This window comes from Flagellimonas taeanensis (genome assembly GCF_003584105.1).
Classification (GTDB): Bacteria; Bacteroidota; Bacteroidia; order Flavobacteriales; family Flavobacteriaceae; genus Flagellimonas; species Flagellimonas taeanensis.
On the sequence record NZ_QXFO01000018.1, the window covers coordinates 165140 to 183584 of the forward strand.

Sequence of the window (18445 nt, forward strand, 5' to 3'; positions counted from 1 at the left end):
AAATGTCAAATTTGAAAATAGGGATCAACGGATTCGGTAGAATTGGAAGGTTGGTATTTAGGGCAACCGTAAAAAGAGGCGATGTAGATGTTGTGGCCATCAACGACTTGTTGGATGTGGACCATCTTGCCTACTTGTTGAAGTACGATTCGGTACATGGTCTGTTCGACGGTACCGTGGAAGTGAAAGACGGCCATTTGGTCGTAAACGGAAAAACCATCAGGATCACTGCTGAGCGCGACCCGAAAAATTTGAAATGGGATGCCGTAGGTGCTGAGATCGTTGCGGAATGTACCGGTATTTTCACTACTTTGGAAACAGCCCAGTACCACATTGATGGTGGCGCCAAAAAAGTGGTGATCTCCGCTCCTTCAAAAGATGCCCCCATGTTCGTTATGGGTGTAAACCACAAAGAAGTGAAGCCGACTGACACCATCATTTCCAACGCTTCCTGTACCACCAACTGTTTGGCCCCCATCGCAAAGGTGCTCAACGATGAATTTGGTATCGCCGAGGCCTTGATGACCACAGTACACGCTACTACCGCTACCCAATTGACAGTGGACGGTCCGTCACGAAAAGACTTTAGGGGAGGTAGAAGTGCCCTATTGAACATTATTCCTGCCGCTACAGGTGCCGCCAAAGCGGTGACCAAAGTGATTCCATCCTTGGAAGGAAAACTTACCGGTATGGCGTTCAGGGTTCCCACAGCTGATGTTTCTGTAGTGGACCTTACCGTAAAATTGGAAAAGGAAACTTCTTATGAAGGAATCAAAAAGGCCATGAAAAAAGCCGCTGAGGGCGAATTGGCCGGAATTTTGGGTTATACCGACGAGCTCGTCGTTTCCCAAGATTTCGTTGGTGATGTAAGAACCTCCATTTTTGATGCCGATGCAGGTATCGAGTTGAACTCCACGTTCTTCAAAGTGGTTTCTTGGTATGACAACGAAACAGGTTATTCCAACAAATTGGTTGACCTTGCCTTGCATGCAGCAAGCCTTTAATTAAGTAGCTTTTTATACATATTTATAGTCCCAAAGGAGTCAATGCTCCTTTGGGATTACATTAAAATATCAACCTATGATCTTGATTGTGGATAGTGGCGCCACCAAGTCCGATTGGATTGCCTTGGATGAAAAGGGAGAACAATTGTTCCTGACCCAAACATTGGGACTTAGTCCGGAAGTATTGACCAGACAGGTCATCGAAGACCGATTGGCCAACAACTTTGAGCTTTCCAAAAACAAGGAAGCTGTAAGCCAATTGTATTTTTACGGAGCAGGTTGCGGTACCGATCGGATGAAAAGGTTTTTAAAGGATATTTTCAAGGATTTTTTCCCCAATGCCAAAGCAGAGGTAAGGGAAGACACCTATGCGGCCATCTATGCCACTACTCAGATAGGTAGACAGGGTATCGTATGTATTTTGGGGACTGGTTCCAACTGCAGTTATTATGATGGCCATCAATTGATTCAAAAAGTAACCTCACTGGGCTATATTTTGATGGACGATGGGAGTGGGAACTTCTTTGGGAGAAAACTGTTACGGGACTACTATTTTCACAAAATGCCACAAGACCTTGGAATGAAGTTTGCCAAGGAGTACGACCTTGATGCGGATGTAATTAAGGAACACCTCTACAAACAACCCAACCCCAATACCTATTTGGCCACTTTTGCCCGGTTCATCATTGAGAACAAGGAACATCCTTATTGCAAAGGGGTCATTGAAAAAGGACTGCAACAGTTTGTGAACAACTACATCATGCAGTTCGAGCTGGCCACAAAAGTGCCTGTAAGCTTCGTAGGGAGCATAGCCCACTTTTTGAAGGACGAGCTGACGGCCTGTATGGAACGAAACGATTTGATCTTGGGCGTTATTCGCAGAAGACCCATAGAAGGTCTGGTGGAATTCCACCGAAAGACTATTTGATCGCTATCATCGAGATTTCAACATTGACAAACCTCGGGAGATTGGCCACTTCAACAGTTTCCCTAGCTGGTGCTGTATCTGCATCAAAATAGCTGCCATATACCTCGTTGATTTGGGCAAACTGATGCATGTCCTTGACAAAGATGGAAGCTTTCACCACATCTTCGAAGGTCATACCAGCCTCTTCCAAAATCGCTTTCAGGTTTTCCATGCATTGTTGGGTCTCTTTCTTGATATCGCCCTCAACTAACTTTCCGGTAGATGGGTCCATCGGAACCTGCCCTGAGACATATAGGATGCCGTTTACGAGTATGGCTTGGTTGTATGGACCTATTGGGGCCGGAGCCTTCGAAGTATTGATGATTTTTTTCATGGAGTGATTGTAAGTGTTGTCTGTTTTAAGTAAACCAAAGTATTCAAAAAAATTATCTGTTGCTATAAGGCTGGCTCCTATTTTCCCACTTAAGGTCGCTGAGTATGGAGCTCTTTATGCCTACAAAGAAATACCATCTTTCGTATCGCCCGAAAGGGGTCCAGTCAAAACTTAGCCTAAAACTGCCCAGGTCACGCTTGAAATTGAATCGGGTATCTGCAAATCCTTGATTTTTTAGGTCATACCCTGAATTGAAGCCCACTTCCCATTTAGGGGACAACTGTATGTTCCCTGAAAACATAAGGGAGTGATTGGTGATTTCCCCTTGCCTGTTATTGTTGTTGTAGGTGGCCACATACGTAAAACGGGCATCCCAAGGCAGATTGGTGTTGTATATGGGATTGTCCGTGTTTTCATTTTCGTCTTCCCCCTTGTTGAAGTGTGGTTCACCCGTTCGCGCTCCGTCCAGTTCAAATGGGTTGGCCCCATAGTCGGGTTCCTCTTGCTCATTGGGGTCTTTTTTCTTTGCCCCTCCTTTTTGGAACATCTCGCTGTTCAGGGAAAAACCGGTGTTCAATCGGGCCGAGGTCAATCGGGCAATGCCACCCCCATTTTTGATGTTCAGGGTGTTTATCCTGCGGCCGCTGTTGTCGATGGCATAGGGGTCAAAAGATGCTGCAAAATTGATGGGCACATTTTTGATGATCTCAGTGGCACCACTCATGTTTATGGGGCTCAGCTTTAGGGAATCGGCCTCAAGGTTATAACTTGCAGAAAAGGAAAGGTTACTCAAGATACTCACCTTTTTGGGCTCCGTTGCAGTCGAATCCTTGTCCCGCACCTTGGCCTCCAAGGAGTTTTGCAGGGAAAAACTAAGGGAGCTGCCCCTACTTAGGGAAGGTCGTCCATAAATACTGGTCTCATAGGGAGTGTACTGTACCTCATCGCCATCACCATCTATATAGGTCTCATAGAACTGTTCAAAGGAAGGAGCATAGCTATAGCTCACCGAAGGCCTCATGACGTGGCGAAGGGCCTGTATTTTTTTTCCCTCACCAAAATTCCAGGTACCATACATGGTGGTACCAATGCTGGCTCCAAGATTGTACCGATTAAAACGGTCAAACCCTGGAATGGTATCCGTCACCACGCGTTCTTCTTCAGCGTTGTATTGCCTACGGATGGTCTCCAAGGTCCAGACATCCTCATAGCTACCGTTCAAACTCACACTGAAATACTTGGCCACTTTGAAGTTGGTGCCGATGGGAATCCTATGCCGTGCACCAATTTTCGCATCATCGAACATTTTGCTGGTAAAAAAGTCCTCTTCCGTGGTAGTGATGCTGTTCTGGGCGTTCACATCATATTGAAAGTTCACATTTTGGATGACCCCTTTTTTGATGCCGTCCCGCTTGGCAAAGGGAAAAATACGCTCCATGCTCGCCTGGAAGGTGGGCAATGACATATTGATCTGTTGCGTCCTGGAGTTTTGGGTATGGCTCAGGGTCAAACTGGTGTTGACCGAAGGATAGGCCGGAAAAGTCTTGGAATAGCTGATGGACGAGGCAAAGGTATTCGTTTGCGTATTGTTTCGGTTCACCTGATTGAGCGAGTTCGTATAAAACTGACTGCTTCCCAGGTTCACAGAGGCCGAAAACCGTGAATTTGGACTGGCCTTTGGATCTTGGGTGTGTGATATCCGGATGTTATAGTTGCTCGTGCGATTGTAATCGCTAAAACCAAGCTGGCTCTGGATGAGGTTTTCGTAGCTCACATTGACATTGCCCCTGAACTTGTAGCGCTTGGAATAGATGGACTGTCCCCTAAAACCATAGCTTCCATTGGTATAGAAATCCCCTGTGACAGCCAAGTCCACATATTCACTGATGGGAAGGTAATATCCGCCATTCTGTATAAAATATCCCCTTCGGGGATCGTTGCCGAAGGTGGGGAAGATCAAGCCCGGTGCACGTCCCGTGGTCAAAGGAAAATAGGCAAAGGGCAGTGCAATGGGAGTAGGCACGTCCACAATGTACATATTGCTATATCCTGCAATGATCTTCTTTTTGGGTACGAACTTGGCTTTCCTGACCCTGATATAGTAGTCTGGGTCAACAGTGTCCTTGGACGTGGTTAGCTTTCCTTCATACAGAAAGTACACGGAATCGTTCTCTTTTTTGGTTACCTCGGCATAAACCTTCATCGCATCACTGCCCATTTGCCCCAATCCAGCTTGCTGTTCGGTCCTAGAGTTCCAAATAAGTGCTTTTTGGGTGTCAAAGTTAAAACGGATGGAGTCTGGTCTCACCTCGTTTTCCCCTTGTTTGAAATAAGGCAATTGGGAATAATTGCCCAAGGAATCCTTCATCCGTCCGGCATAGACCTCATTTTTCACATAGTCCATCACAATGACCCCTGCTTTGAGCTCGGTGTCCTGGTAATAGATTTCCGCTTCATCGTACAGGTAAATCTTGTTGTCCTTTTGGCTGAGCTTCACATAATCCTTGGCCTTGTATTTGATTTTGTCCAACAGAAGGGGCTGTTTTTTGGGCACGGTATCGGTTTCAACAGAATCAATGGCAATGGTATCGTTCAGGATATTTGCAGGGAGAAGCGGTGCGGTCAAGGTGTCGCCCACGGCCTTGATGGGCAAAGGTACAATAGGGTTTTCCTGAGCCGTCAGGGTTGCCATGCCACATAGTAGAACAAATAGGAAAACTAAAAGATGTTTATTTGCTTGCAACGTGATAAATCCTATTTTTGTGCTAGTTTGGCCCAGTTTTTGGCCTCAAACTTACATATATTTTTTGTTCTACTTATGGGGGATTACAATATTTTTAACCTTAAAGGAACACTATAATTACTCAGTTCTTATGAATAAAAGTCGGTCTGCATTTTTAGTTTTCATCCTATTGGTCCTTCCGTTGAACTCTTTTGCAAAAAATGAAACCGAAGCCCCCCCGCAGGATGAATTTGTGGTGGTACTGGACGCTGGCCATGGTGGGCATGACCCGGGGAACATTGGAAATGGTTATCTGGAAAAGGATATTTCACTTGCCATTGTGCTCAAGATCGGGGAGGAACTCAAAAAGCATCCGGGCATCAAAGTGGTCTATACCAGGGACGATGATACCTTTATCGACCTTTTTGTTCGGGGAAAGATAGCCAATGAGGCCGGGGCCGACCTTTTTGTGTCGGTGCATTGCAATGCACACAGTTCGGATGCCTATGGTGCGGAAACCTACGTGTTGGGACTGCACGCCAATCGACAAAATTTTGAGGTGGCCAAAAAGGAAAACTCCGTGATCTATTTGGAGGACGATTATGAGCAACGCTATGCCGAATATGACATCAATTCCCCAGAATCCGTTATTGGATTGACCATTATGCAAGAGGAATTTTTGGACCAGAGCATTCAATTGGGAAAAAAACTCCAGGACAACTTTACCAAAAAACTCAGTAGAAAGGACAGAAAAGTAAAGCAGGCAGGATTCATTGTACTGCACCAGACCTTCATGCCCAGCGTTTTGGTGGAAGCAGGCTTCTTGACCAATAAGAGCGAGGGTGGATATCTCAATTCCAAGAAGGGGCAGGACGAAATGGGAACGGCCATCGCCGATGCCATATTGGCCTACAAGGCTGAAATGGGCATAGGGGGCGATGCAAGTGTCGGTACCCCGGCGGTCAAAGAAGCCAAGACACCCAAAACTGTTCCAGAAGTTGTTGAACAGAAGGAAGAGACCAGTACTAAGAAAGTGCAGAAAGAGAAAGAAACCATTACAGCCACTAAGCCGGTCAAGGAAGAAGAGGCGCCCGTTTCAAAATCGGGTGTGGTGTTCAAGGTGCAACTCATGGCCAGTGCAAAGAACATTCCGTTGAAGGGGGAAAATTTCAATGGATTGGACCAACTGTCCAAGGAACCCTACAAGAACCTTTTCCGTTACCTGTACGGCAATGCCAACACGTTGGAAGAAGCCAAACGCCTCAAGGCAAAAGCAGATGCCAAGGGCTATACCACCTCCTATATCGTGGCCTATAAGGATGGGAACAGGGTCCCCTTGTCCCAAGCCCAAGATTGAGAGAAAAAATATCTGTGGGTACCTTGTAAAAAATATTCCTAATTTTGTTTTAAACCATAAACCGAATCTTTTGAAACTATCCAGGGAAATTAAAACTGGGATTATCGTGATTGTAGGGATTGTGGCCTTTATTTTTGGGCTGAGCTATCTAAAATCCTCCCCACTTTTTGAAAATAACAAGACATTTTATGCTGTTTATGACAATGTGGGCGGGTTACAGGCCGGCACACAGGTATCCATCAACGGCTATGGTGTAGGCAATGTGACCGGAATCAATTTTAAGGACAGTTCAGGTAAACTTTTGGTCACTTTTACCGTGAGCAACGAATTTGATTTTTCTGAGAATAGCGTAGCGGAACTTTTCGATACGGGTATTATCGGGGGCAAGGGCATACAGATCATCCCTGTTTTTGATCAAGCACCCAATGCCAAGTCCGGGGACACCCTTCAATCCAAGATCAAACCAGGCCTTACCGATTTGGTGCAACAAAAATTGACCCCCTTGCAGCAAAAAGTAGAAGGAGCGGTATCGCATGCGGATTCCCTATTGATGAACGTCAACGATATATTGGACGACCCCACCAAAAGGGAACTCAAACAGACCATAGTCTCCCTGAACCAATTGATAGGGGCCTTCAAGGGCAGTGCGGACAAATTGAACGTGCTTTTGGAGAACAACAAGGAACAGTTGGACAATTCGTTGAAGAATGTGGACAACATCACCTCCAACTTTTCAAAACTTTCCGATTCCTTGGCCAATGTGGACCTAGCCGGTACCCTTACCAACTTCCAGACCACGGTGGACAAGCTGAACGGTATCTTGGCGAAAATTGAACAAGGGGAAGGCTCGTTGGGTAAATTGCACAAAGACGACGCGCTATACAATAATTTGGCCGAGGCTTCCAGGGAACTAGATCTTTTGTTACAGGATTTCAGGCTCAACCCCAAGCGATATGTGAACGTGTCAGTATTCGGGAAAAAGCAAAAGGAATACACACTCCCTGAGGACGATCCGGCAGAGGAAAATCAAGAAAATTAAATGGAATATCTTCCTAACATAGTGTTTGCCATAGTCCTTATTGTGGGCATTGGGTTCTTTGTGCGCAACGTGAAGAAGCTCATCAGGAACATCAAGTTGGGCAAAAAGGTCGATGTGGCGGATAACAAACCCCAGCGATGGAAGAACATGGCAAGGATTGCCCTGGGACAAACCAAAATGGTGGTGCGCCCCATCGCCGGACTCATGCACATCATTGTCTATGTAGGGTTCATTATCATCAACATTGAGGTACTGGAGATTATTTTGGATGGAATTTTAGGCACGCACCGGTTGTTTTCCCCAATAGGACAGTTATATGATATTTTGATAGGCTCTTTTGAGATATTGGCTTTTTTGGTGATAGTGGCCGTTACCGTTTTTTGGGTGCGTAGGAACATCATCAAGCTCCAGCGGTTTATCAAACCAGAAATGAAGGGCTGGCCCAAAAAGGATGGGAACACGATCCTTTACATAGAATTTGTATTGATGGTTCTTTTCCTGACCATGAATGCCACTGATTTTCAATTACAGCAATTGGGAGCCGACCATTATGTGCAGGCGGGGGCTTTTCCCATCAGTCAATTCATAACCCCTTTGTTTGAGGGCCTCCCGGTTTCCACCTTGATATTGATGGAAAGGACAGCTTGGTGGTTGCACATCTTGGGCATATTGGCCTTTTTGAATTACCTCTATTACTCCAAGCACCTGCATATCCTTTTGGCCTTTCCGAACACCTATTATGGCAAACTGAAACCCCAAGGACAGTTCAACAACCTGGAATCGGTGACCAATGAGGTAAAACTGATGATGGATCCCAACGCAGACCCTTTTGCGGCCCCTGCCGATCCAAATGCAGCTGCCCCGGAAAAGTTCGGGGCATCCGATGTGATGGATCTGAATTGGGTGCAATTACTGAATGCATATACCTGTACCGAATGTGGTCGGTGCACCTCCGAATGTCCTGCCAACCAGACCGGGAAAAAACTATCCCCCAGAAAGATCATGATGGACACCCGCGACCGTTTGGAGGAAGTGGGCAAGATCATGGACACCAACAACGGCGAGTTTGTACCTGATGGCAAACAATTGCTCGACGATTATATCAGTAGGGAAGAACTTTGGGCGTGCACAACTTGCAATGCTTGCGTGCAGGCATGCCCCGTGAGCATAGACCCCCTGTCCATCATCGTGGAAATGCGTAGGTATTTGGTGATGGAACAGTCGGCTGCGCCCATGGAACTGAACAACATGATGTCCAACATTGAAAATAATGGGGCTCCTTGGCCATACAACCAAATGGACCGTTTGAACTGGGTAAACGAATAAAGCTAGCACTATGGACGAACAATTGAAGGTGAAGACCATGCAGGAGTTTATGGCGGAAGGCAAACAGCCCGAAATTTTGTTTTGGGTAGGTTCGGCCGGAAGTTATGACGATAGGGCAAAAAAAATATCCAGGGCATTTGTAAAGTTGTTGAACCGGGCCAATGTCGATTTTGCCGTGTTGGGGCAAGAAGAAAGTTCAACGGGTGATGTGGCCAAACGGGCAGGCAATGAGTTCTTGTTCCAAATGCAGGCCATGATGAACATAGAACTGTTGAATGGCTACGAGATCAAACGCATTGTCACCTGTGATCCACATTCCTTCAATACCCTCAAAAATGAATATCCAGGCTTGGGCGGTACTTACGAGGTCGTCCACCATACCCAATACCTAAAAGAACTTCTGGATCAGGGCCGTTTGACCTTGCAAGGGGAAACCTATAAGGGAAAACGCATCACGTTTCATGATCCTTGCTATCTGGGAAGGGCCAATTCCGTTTATGACGCCCCAAGGGAAGTGCTTGCCAAGACCAATGCGGAATTGGTGGAAATGAAACGTCACAAGAAAACTGCATTATGCTGTGGGGCAGGAGGCGCCCAAATGTTCAAGGAACCTGAAAAAGGGGACATGGACATCAATGTTTTACGCACCAAGGATGCCCTGGAGACCAACCCCAATATCATAGCGACGGGATGTCCGTATTGCAATACGATGATGACAGATGGCATCAAGGCCCATGAAAAAGAAGACAGTGTTACGGTCTTGGACGTAGCCGAACTTTTAGCAAACTCTATTTGATATGTTGGTAGATTTTATTGAATTGCCGGAACACTCAAGAATTTGGATCTATCAATCCAATCGTAGTTTCACGGATACGGAGCAAGAGGAGATCAAAGAAGAACTGGACAGTTTCCTAAAGGAATGGACGGCCCATGGCAGTGAACTCCATGCTGGGTATGAGATCAGGTACAAGCGATTTATAGTGATAGGGCTGGATCAGGCCAGTGCAAGTGCATCTGGATGTTCCATTGACGCTTCGGTCCATTTTATACAGACTTTGGAGAAAAGATACAATGTGGAGCTCATGGACCGGATGAACGTTTCCTTCAAACAGGGCGAGTTCATCGCATACAAACCCTTGAAGGATTTTAAAAAGATGGCCAAGGACAAGTCCGTTTCCCCCAATACCATAGTGTTCAACAATTTGGTGGCCACCAAGCAAGAATATCTCGAACATTGGGAAGTGCCTGCCAGCGAAAGTTGGCACTCCAGGTTTGTTTAGGACAATCTTAAAGTATCTTAATTTCTGTGCATTTCTCGACCAAATGCAATATTTTTATCAGCTATAAGTTCATGTCCTAGACAAGATATTTATGCGGTCAACCCTATATTTCCCCCTTTTCATATTACTTAGTTTCCAAGTCTTTGGTCAAGAGAATCCTCTACAGACCCAAGATTCCCTTGCCCAAATGGCATGGGTGGAGAACAGGTACAATAGCATGTCCCTTCAAGAGCGCATTGGCCAATTGTTCATGGTGAGTGTGGCTTCCAATCAAGACAAGGCCTCTACCGACAACATCCAGAAACTTGTGGATGAAGAGGGTATTGGAGGGGTGATTTTCTTGACCGGAACTCCCGTACGTCAGGCCAAATTGACAAATGAATACCAATCAAAATCCAAGATCCCATTGTTGATCGGCATGGATGCGGAGTGGGGCCTGGCCATGCGGCTGGATTCTACCTATGCATTTCCGTGGAATATGACCCTAGGTGCCATTCAGGATAGCACCCTTGTGGAAAAAGTGGGTCATCAGATAGGCAAACACGCCAAACGCCTTGGGGTGCACATCAATTTTGCACCCGATCTGGATGTGAACAACAATCCACAAAACCCGATTATTGGCAACCGTTCCTTCGGCGAAGACCCCGTCAATGTGGCAAAAAAAGGTGCTGCCTTCGTGAAGGGAATGGAAGCAGCGGGGGTACTCTCCTGTGGCAAGCATTTTCCGGGTCATGGGGATACCGCCACGGATTCGCACAAAGCACTCCCGATCATCAATTCATCCAGGGAAGTATTGGATTCCATCGAACTTCACCCATTCCAAAAAGTGATGCAAGATGGATTAAGTTCCGTGATGATAGCCCATTTGGATGTACCCAGTCTGGAAAGCAGGGAAGGACATCCCTCGTCCCTGTCAAAAGCTATTGTGACAGGACTGCTCCAGGAAGAAATGGGTTTTGGAGGATTGATATTCACCGATGCCCTGAATATGAAAGCTGTTTCCCAATTTGCGGATGAGGGAGAGGTGGAATTGGAGGCCTTTTTGGCGGGTAATGATATGCTGTTGATGCCCGAAAATGTATCCAAAGCAAAGGACAGGCTGATGTTGGCCTATAACGAAGGTGCCATCACAGAAGAAAGACTGGCCCTGTCCGTGAAGAAAATATTGATGGCCAAGTACAAGGTAGGGCTAAACAATTACCAGCCCGTGAAATTGGAAAATCTACACGAGGACCTGAACACCCTTGAAAATGATGTGATCTATGAAGAGGCGATAGAGGGGGCCATGACCGTGGCCAAGAACAATTTTTCCCTTATGCCCATTAGAAAATTGGATAACAAAAAGATAGCCTATGTCCAGTTTGGGGACGATTCTGGCTCCATCTTTTTGGAAACCGTGAACAAGTATTATAAGGTCACCCAAATCAAGGCCAAGGATATCGCCGCTTACAAAAATGAACTGGCGAATTACAATTTGGTCATCATCGGTCTGCACAAGAGCAATGAAAGTCCATGGAAGGGCTATAAGTTCTCCAAAAATGAACTCTTTTGGATGGAGGAGATATCCAGATTGCGCACGAGCAATACCATTTTGGCCCTTTTTGCCAAGCCCTATGCTCTTCTGGATGTGGTCAACTTTGATACCATGGACGGGGTCGTCGTCGCCTATCAGAACAGTGACATTGCACAGGAAAAGGCAGCGGAGGTCATTTTTGGTGCCATAGGTGCCAATGGCAAGTTGCCCGTTTCAGCACATGCCGAATTTCCAGTGGGCACAGGGATCAAACAGGAATCCCTACAGCGGTTGGGATACAGCATTCCCGAGCGGGTGGGCATGAGTTCGGAGAAATTGGCTTTGGTAGATACTTTGGTGCAGCAAGGCCTTGACTCCTTGATGTACCCCGGAGCCCAGGTATTGGTGGCAAGAAAGGGGAAGGTCATTTATAACAAGAGTTTTGGCAAGCCTACGTACAATTCGGATATGGACATTACTGAAGAATCCGTTTACGATTTGGCTTCCTTGACCAAGATCTTGTCCACCCTGCCCATCATCATGAAAATGGAGGAAGAGGGAAAAATTGCGCTCAATGACACGTTTAAGGACTTGATCCCTGGCTATGTGGACACCGAGCTGAAAGATGTGACCGTCTTGAAGGCTTTGTCGCATTACGGTCGGCTTCCGGCCTGGATCGCTTTTTACATCGATACCTTGACCAAGGACAGAAAACCATCCCCGGAGTTTTACAGCAACAATCCTTCGGAGGCCTTCCCGTACAAGGTTGCGGAGCACTTGTACCTCACTAGGTCCTACAAGGACTCCATCCACAATCGGATTGGAAGGCAAAGTTTGAAATCCAACCGTTATCGGTACAGTGACCTTGCCTATTATGTTCTTAAGGAATATATTGAGAATACCTACCAAAGACCGATAAACGAATTGGCGGATGAATTTTTTTATAAACCTATGGGCTTACAACGGACCATGTTCAATCCGTTGAAAAAAATTCCAAAAGAAGAGATAGTTCCCTCTGAAGAGGACGACTATTACAGATATCAGACTGTGCAGGGCTATGTCCATGATATGGGAGCCGCCATGCAAGGTGGGGTTGGCGGACATGCAGGACTTTTCAGTACGGCCAATGAAGTGGCAAAGATCATGCAGATGTACCTGCAGGGCGGTTTTTATGGCGGGGAACGCTTTTTGAACGAGCGGACCATCAAAAAATTCAACACCTGTTACTTCTGCAACAATGATGTGAGACGGGGTGTGGGCTTTGATAAACCGCAATTGGGGAGCAGTGGTCCCACCTGTGGTTGTGTGTCCAGGAAAAGCTTTGGTCATAGTGGCTTTACCGGCACGTTCACTTGGGCAGACCCTGATGCGGAACTGGTCTATGTTTTTTTGTCGAACAGGACCTATCCGTCGGCGACCAATACATTACTGATAAGTTCTGGATTGCGGACACGTGTCCAGCAAGCTATTTATGATTCCATTATTGACTAGACAATGAATATTGCCTTAGATTTGTACGGATGGAGTGTCACCCAATATGGACACAGGTAGAAAGTGGCCAAACATTCGGCATTGCATTGAATATGGCAAAAACGATAAATACTGACAAATGAAAATCGCGATTGTTTGTTACCCCACGTTCGGAGGTAGTGGAGTTGTTGCTACAGAATTGGGCATCGCTTTGGCAGAAAGAGGGCATGAAGTTCATTTTGTGACCTATAAACAACCCGTTCGTTTGGGGCTTTTGGACAACAATATCCATTTTCACGAAGTGCATGTGCCGGAATATCCGTTGTTCCACTATCAACCATACGAATTGGCACTGTCCAGCAAATTGGTGGATACCATCAAGCTTTATGATATAGAACTGCTGCATGTGCATTATGCCATTCCCCACGCCTATGCAGGATATATGGCCAAGAAGATGCTCCAGGAATATGGCATCTTTATCCCCATGATCACCACCCTGCACGGAACCGATATCACTTTGGTGGGCAAGCACCCTTTCTATAAACCGGCGGTGACCTTCAGTATCAACAAGTCCGACGTGGTGACCTCGGTTTCTGAGGCCCTCAAAAAAAGCACCTTGGAGCTGTTCGATATTGAGCGGGAAATCGAGGTGATTCCCAACTTTATCGAAACTTCCAAGTACAGCCCTGATTATTCCGATTGCCAGCGTAGCTTAATGGCCAAGGATAATGAACGCATCATTACCCATATCAGTAATTTTAGAAAGGTAAAGCGTATTCCTGATGTGATCCATATCTTCTATCGTATCCAAAAGGAGTTACCGGCAAAGCTGATCATGGTGGGCGAGGGGCCCGAAAAAGAGAAAGCGGAGCAGTTGTGCGATAAGCTTGGTATAAAAGAAAAAGTTCTGTTTTTGGGGAACAGCACTGAGATTGATAGAATCCTCTGTTTTTCAGACCTGTTCCTTTTGCCTTCCGAAACGGAGAGCTTCGGGTTGGCTGCTTTGGAGGCCATGATCAACAAGGTAGCCGTGGTTTCCAGCAACACAGGTGGTATTCCAGAAGTGAATGTTGATGGAGTTTCGGGATATCTGGCCAATGTGGGCGATGTGGAGGATATGGCGGCAAAGGCCTTGAAGATATTGAAGGACGATACGATTTTGGAACAGTTCAAGCAGAATGCCTATAATGTGGCAACGAAGTTTGATATCGTCCATATTTTGCCAATGTATGAGGAAATCTATGAAAAGGCATACAAGTCACGTTTTAAGAATACCTTTTGATCATGAAACGTTTCCTGTTCCTCACATGGGTATGTCTGCTCTCCTGTAATGCCCAGAAAAATTTGGGCAAAGAGATTGAGGGCTTGGTCTTGTTGGAACAAGATGGCTATTCCGGGGGCGATGCTTTTGAGACCATGGAGATCCGTGATACGAAATCGCTGAACAGGTTTTACTCCCAGATCAACAAGACCCGAAAACCGGGACTCCCTGTGCCCATGATCGACTTTTCAAAAGAAATGGTACTGTTGGTGTGCCTAGGCGAGCAACAGGGCCAACAGTCTGTACAGTTGTATAAAACCAAGGAAACCGATGCCGAAATCTTCGTAGGCGTAACATTGGAAGCAAAAGGGAAAGATCCATTGGCCACCCAAACACCCTTTTATCTGTATAAAATGCCTCTTACCGACAAAACGATTGTTTTTCAATTGGTTGATTGATAGCGTAGTAAAATCCTTTCCTGCTTCTTGTCGAATAAAAGCGCACTTAAAAGTGCAAAATTCGGCTTTATTGGTGCTTCCCGTAGATTTGTAGTCGATAAACCTCAAATCGAGCATCATGAATATTTTTAAACCAGCCCTAGTGGCCTTGACTTTTTGTTTTGTCCTTTCAACCTCTGCACAGGAAGTTGAACTTACCAAGAGGGACAGTATTGTCCAGAGTTTTTGGTTGGTATCTTTAGGAACCAACATCGTGGACGATTCGGGCCATGAATTTAGTAGACTTTTTGATGTGAACGATGCTTGGAACATGGTTCCTTACCCTTCCAGAATCAGTGTCGGGCGCTATTTTAAGAATGGGTTGGGCTTGGAAGCCATTGGTACCTATAATAAGTATAAGGAAGGAAAGATCATCGATAAGGTGGTGAATCCTGAAGATGTGGACTATTTTGGTCTGGATTTTAGGGTGAGCTACGATTTGAACATGATCTTGGGAGAGACCGGTTTCTTCGATCCTTACATTGGTATTGGAGCAGGTTACACCGATGCCAACAACCAAGGTAGAGGCACTTATAATGCGGTGATTGGTTTTAGAACATGGTTTTCGGACCATTGGGGATTGGATTTCAACTCTAGTGGAAAATGGGCCATGAGTGCCGAGAATGCCACCAACCATATCCAACATGCGTTGGGAGTCGCCTATAGGTTCGAGGTAGAAAAGGGACTTTCCAGAAAAGGGGAGGAGAAATTGGCCCTGTTGGAAGAAATGGAGAAAGAGCAGCAAAGGGTGCAGGATTCCATTGCAAAGGCAGATGAGGAAGCTCGATTACTTGCCGAACGCTTGCAAAAAGAAAAGGAGGCAGCTGAGCTCGCCGCTGCCGAAAAAGCCAAAAAGGATGCAGAAGACGCTAGGCGTGCAGCACTTCAGAACAAGATCAACAACTTGGGCAATGTCTATTTCAAGTTGAACTCCTCTTATCTTACAGCCAAGGATAAGGAACTGTTGGATCAACTGGTGGCGATTATGGAAAGCGAACCCAGTATAGCCATTAAAGTGACGGCACACACAGACTCTCGAGGAACAAACCAATACAACCAATGGTTGTCCGAGCGCAGGGCTGAACGGACGGTAGAGTATGTGGTGTCCAAGGGTATCCCTGCAGATAGAATAAGTTATGAAGCTTTCGGGGAGACCCAATTGGTGAACGAGTGTGGAGACGGGGTGTCTTGTACCGAGGAGAAACATTCAAAAAACAGAAGGTCAGAGTTCTTGATCGTCAATTTTTAAAATAGGATAGGATTGTGTTTATATAAAAAGGCCGGGCAATATTGCCCGGCCTTTTTGTTTTATTGCAGATGAAGTATCACCACTTTTTTATGGGCATCAATCGATCACATTTGGAAAACATAAGACCTTCGGTAAAATGGTTGTGCCGATCCACAGAACTTTCACCATTCAGCCATGAAATATAAATGGCAGGCGTGTTTATGCCCGCTTCGTGGGAGAATGGATATCCGCCACCGAACCTTGGGTTCATCTCTAGGTAATAGACCTTGCCATTGCTCACAAAAAAGTCACAGTCCATGTTCCCTATATGTTTGGTTTTCTCTGCTATGGTCTTGGCAATCTTCGAAAAATCTTTGTTGATGACGGAAATAGCCTTATCGGTCTCTCCTGATCGCATACCCATTTTCTTTCTGATAAAAGAGCCATAATGATTGCCTTCAAAGTCATTCAAAATATCTATTCCATACTCATCTCCATTGATTTTTTCCTGTATGAGGATGCTCTTTTCCATATCTTCAGAACTGGCGTCCCTCAGGATGGATTTTTGGATTTTTATGCGCTGTAGCTGATAGGCCAATTGGAGTTCTTCCTCGTTTTCCACAATATCGATGGCTATGGAAGCGCTGCCCCATCTAGGTTTTATCACCAAGGGATACTCGAGTTCACCTTTTGACAGAGCGTTTTGGGCATCGGCAAGGGTAATGTAGGTTTTTGGTGTCTCAACACCTGTTTCCTTAAAAAAACTGAAGGTTTTCCACTTGTCGAAAGCAATATCTATCACTTGGGGGTTAGAGATAATGACCTTTGTACCCAATTTTTCAAGCTCTTCCCTGTTTTTGGAGAGCAGGGGGAGCTCAAGGTCATTCAGGGATATAATGGCATTGATGTCATGATCTTGTATCAGTTCTTTTAACTTTTCAATATATTCTGGGCTATAGATGGAAGGGACCTGTATCGCCACATCCGCATCGACCAAAGCAGGTGCGGACAACTGACTGTCCGCGGCCAAAACCAGGCCATTGCCCTGCAGAGCCTCCTTAAAATAGTTGATAAGATAGTTCCTGCGGCCTGCACAGGTAAAAAGGATGTTAGTTTTTTTCATTAAAAAAGGAGGTTGCTTGGCTAAAATTTTATGTTTTGAATCTTTTTTTGGAAATAAAAGGGGTTGATACCATTTCTTTCAAGCCATTAATATACTAATCTTGCCAAAATAATCGATTTTCATTTGCCCAAGGTCGATATATGGTTTGAAAAACTGGATAAACGCTTCTTTGAAAGAGAATCTTGTGTCTCAAAAATATAAGATTAATGAGGCATTTATTGCCAATCATGATTGGTTTGAGGACCCTTCCTGTTATTTCTTGTGAAGAACACGTCCTGGGTTTCCGACCACCGTGGTTTTAGCTTCCACGTTACGAATAATTACACTTCCTGCCCCAATAAGGGCTTCTTCACCGATTTCACCGATGTTTGACATAACAGTGGCCCCAATACCTATGTATGCATATTCCTTGATGGATAAGTTGGCCCCAATTCTGACCCCGGAAGATATGAAAACACTTTTTTCAATGGTAACATGGTGGCCTATGGTGGTCCCCATACTTACCATGAGATAGTCTGAAGTGATCGTATGTGGCATAATAACGCTTCCGGCCAGTACGTAATTGGCCTCGCCCATTTGGACATCGGGCCCAATATCCACGCTACGATGGAAGAAGCTGGGAATGTGGTACCCCAAATCTTTGGACTCGCTCAAATATTTCTCACGGATGGCATTGTCTCCAATGGGACAGTAGACATTCTTTATGCGTTCCTTGAAACTGTTCTGTTTTAGACAATCAAAGTTGCCGATTACAGGTATGCCCATTACTTCTGTGCCACACAGTGTAGGGTCATCATCAATGAAGCCGACAATTTCGACACCGGATTCGGTCAAATAGGATGCGTAGGTTTGTCCGTAAGTTCCAGCTCCGATGATTATGGATTTAGTATTCATTCTGTTCAATTGGGGTTAGGGGGCATTTGATAATTTCCCTGGAAATTGGTCAATTCAGGGGTTGTTTTTATTTGATAGGTTGGACGATAGCTTCAATAGAAATAAAAAGAAGTGAAACGGAATGTCCAATTAGGTTTTTTTATCATGAATGGTATGTTGTGGGAGTTGGGATATAGGGCAAAAATAATAGATTTTAATGTTGTCTTTGTTTAGAAACAAGATATGGTTAAATAGTCACATTCAGTGGCAAAGGACATTATCAATATATTATATTTTCTTCGAAATTCCGATAGGCCAAACTACGAAATTATATACGAACCTCCTACTCTTTTGGATCATTTGCCCATTCAGGAATGCAGTCAGAATTTTTTTGGCGGATCCCATCTTCAAAAGCACTTTTTAAAAGGATTGACATTTAAAGTGTTTTTTT

At 45.3% G+C, this 18445-nt stretch carries 15 protein-coding genes; 11 read left to right on the forward strand and 4 right to left on the reverse strand.

The window, feature by feature from the left end:
- The first annotated feature begins 2 nt into the window (after positions 1-2).
- Positions 3-1004 (forward strand): type I glyceraldehyde-3-phosphate dehydrogenase, encoded by a 1002-nt coding sequence (gene gap, locus D2V93_RS08800; protein WP_072879068.1) that lies wholly within the window; start codon positions 3-5, stop codon positions 1002-1004.
- 76 nt (positions 1005-1080) lie between these two features.
- Positions 1081-1932, forward strand: coding sequence for an N-acetylglucosamine kinase (locus D2V93_RS08805; protein WP_072879070.1), 852 nt, complete (start codon positions 1081-1083; stop codon positions 1930-1932).
- Here D2V93_RS08805 and D2V93_RS08810 read toward each other — a convergent pair.
- Together D2V93_RS08810 and D2V93_RS08815 are read right to left on the reverse strand one after the other, a co-directional pair.
- Entirely contained in the window at positions 1925-2305 is a 381-nt protein-coding gene (locus D2V93_RS08810) for a RidA family protein (protein WP_119619206.1), read from the reverse strand. The genes D2V93_RS08805 and D2V93_RS08810 overlap by 8 nt on opposite strands.
- A gap of 52 nt (positions 2306-2357) precedes the next feature.
- Positions 2358-4997, reverse strand: coding sequence for a putative LPS assembly protein LptD (locus tag D2V93_RS08815; protein WP_245978157.1), 2640 nt, complete (start codon positions 4995-4997; stop codon positions 2358-2360).
- 181 nt (positions 4998-5178) lie between these two features.
- On the opposite strand from D2V93_RS08815, the gene D2V93_RS08820 reads away from it, so the two are divergent.
- The 9 genes from D2V93_RS08820 (at position 5179) to D2V93_RS08860 (ending at position 16019) form a co-directional block, all read left to right on the forward strand.
- Entirely contained in the window at positions 5179-6384 is a 1206-nt protein-coding gene (locus D2V93_RS08820; protein ID WP_119619208.1) for an N-acetylmuramoyl-L-alanine amidase family protein, read from the forward strand.
- Between the two features lie 70 nt (positions 6385-6454).
- Positions 6455-7423 carry an MlaD family protein gene (locus D2V93_RS08825; RefSeq protein ID WP_072879077.1) on the forward strand — a complete coding sequence of 323 codons (969 nt, stop codon included), beginning with the start codon at positions 6455-6457 and terminating at the stop codon, positions 7421-7423.
- Entirely contained in the window at positions 7424-8749 is a 1326-nt protein-coding gene (locus D2V93_RS08830; RefSeq protein WP_119619209.1) for a (Fe-S)-binding protein, read from the forward strand. It begins immediately after the preceding gene.
- A gap of 10 nt (positions 8750-8759) precedes the next feature.
- Positions 8760-9545, forward strand: coding sequence for a (Fe-S)-binding protein (locus D2V93_RS08835; protein WP_182849975.1), 786 nt, complete (start codon positions 8760-8762; stop codon positions 9543-9545).
- A 1-nt stretch (position 9546) separates the two neighbouring features.
- Positions 9547-10029, forward strand: a complete 483-nt coding sequence (locus D2V93_RS08840; protein ID WP_119619210.1) for an ABC transporter ATPase — start codon at positions 9547-9549, stop codon at positions 10027-10029.
- Positions 10030-10120: 91 nt separating this feature from the next.
- Positions 10121-13033 carry a glycoside hydrolase family 3 N-terminal domain-containing protein gene (locus D2V93_RS08845; RefSeq protein ID WP_119619211.1) on the forward strand — a complete coding sequence of 971 codons (2913 nt, stop codon included), beginning with the start codon at positions 10121-10123 and terminating at the stop codon, positions 13031-13033.
- Positions 13034-13151: 118 nt separating this feature from the next.
- Positions 13152-14294 carry an N-acetyl-alpha-D-glucosaminyl L-malate synthase BshA gene (gene bshA, locus D2V93_RS08850; protein WP_072879081.1) on the forward strand — a complete coding sequence of 381 codons (1143 nt, stop codon included), beginning with the start codon at positions 13152-13154 and terminating at the stop codon, positions 14292-14294.
- Positions 14295-14296: 2 nt separating this feature from the next.
- On the forward strand, positions 14297-14731 hold the full coding sequence (locus D2V93_RS08855) for a hypothetical protein (protein WP_119619212.1): 435 nt from the start codon (positions 14297-14299) through the stop codon (positions 14729-14731).
- Positions 14732-14849: 118 nt separating this feature from the next.
- The gene (locus D2V93_RS08860; RefSeq protein WP_119619213.1) at positions 14850-16019 is read left to right on the forward strand and encodes an OmpA family protein; all 1170 of its coding nucleotides are present in this window, start codon (positions 14850-14852) and stop codon (positions 16017-16019) included.
- A 76-nt stretch (positions 16020-16095) separates the two neighbouring features.
- Here the strand turns inward: D2V93_RS08860 and D2V93_RS08865 are convergent, their stop codons facing one another.
- Both D2V93_RS08865 and D2V93_RS08870 read right to left on the reverse strand, forming a co-directional pair.
- On the reverse strand, positions 16096-17121 hold the full coding sequence (locus tag D2V93_RS08865) for an ATP-grasp domain-containing protein (protein WP_119619214.1): 1026 nt from the start codon (positions 17119-17121) through the stop codon (positions 16096-16098).
- Between the two features lie 252 nt (positions 17122-17373).
- Positions 17374-18015: a NeuD/PglB/VioB family sugar acetyltransferase gene (locus D2V93_RS08870; protein WP_119619215.1), complete on the reverse strand. Its 642-nt coding sequence runs from the start codon at positions 18013-18015 to the stop codon at positions 17374-17376.
- Between the last annotated feature and the right edge of the window lie 430 nt (positions 18016-18445).

Coding starts and splice junctions, on each gene's coding strand:
- D2V93_RS08810 (WP_119619206.1), bottom strand. CDS start 2,305: ATGAAAAAAATCATCAATACTTCGAAGGCTCCGGCCCCAATAGGTCCA.
- D2V93_RS08870 (WP_119619215.1), bottom strand. CDS start 18,015: ATGAATACTAAATCCATAATCATCGGAGCTGGAACTTACGGACAAACC.
- D2V93_RS08815 (WP_245978157.1), bottom strand. CDS start 4,997: ATGGCAACCCTGACGGCTCAGGAAAACCCTATTGTACCTTTGCCCATC.
- D2V93_RS08855 (WP_119619212.1), top strand. CDS start 14,297: ATGAAACGTTTCCTGTTCCTCACATGGGTATGTCTGCTCTCCTGTAAT.
- gap (WP_072879068.1), top strand. CDS start 3: ATGTCAAATTTGAAAATAGGGATCAACGGATTCGGTAGAATTGGAAGG.
- D2V93_RS08865 (WP_119619214.1), bottom strand. CDS start 17,121: ATGAAAAAAACTAACATCCTTTTTACCTGTGCAGGCCGCAGGAACTAT.
- D2V93_RS08835 (WP_182849975.1), top strand. CDS start 8,760: ATGGACGAACAATTGAAGGTGAAGACCATGCAGGAGTTTATGGCGGAA.
- D2V93_RS08830 (WP_119619209.1), top strand. CDS start 7,424: ATGGAATATCTTCCTAACATAGTGTTTGCCATAGTCCTTATTGTGGGC.
- D2V93_RS08860 (WP_119619213.1), top strand. CDS start 14,850: ATGAATATTTTTAAACCAGCCCTAGTGGCCTTGACTTTTTGTTTTGTC.
- D2V93_RS08820 (WP_119619208.1), top strand. CDS start 5,179: ATGAATAAAAGTCGGTCTGCATTTTTAGTTTTCATCCTATTGGTCCTT.
- D2V93_RS08840 (WP_119619210.1), top strand. CDS start 9,547: ATGTTGGTAGATTTTATTGAATTGCCGGAACACTCAAGAATTTGGATC.
- D2V93_RS08845 (WP_119619211.1), top strand. CDS start 10,121: ATGCGGTCAACCCTATATTTCCCCCTTTTCATATTACTTAGTTTCCAA.
- bshA (WP_072879081.1), top strand. CDS start 13,152: ATGAAAATCGCGATTGTTTGTTACCCCACGTTCGGAGGTAGTGGAGTT.
- D2V93_RS08805 (WP_072879070.1), top strand. CDS start 1,081: ATGATCTTGATTGTGGATAGTGGCGCCACCAAGTCCGATTGGATTGCC.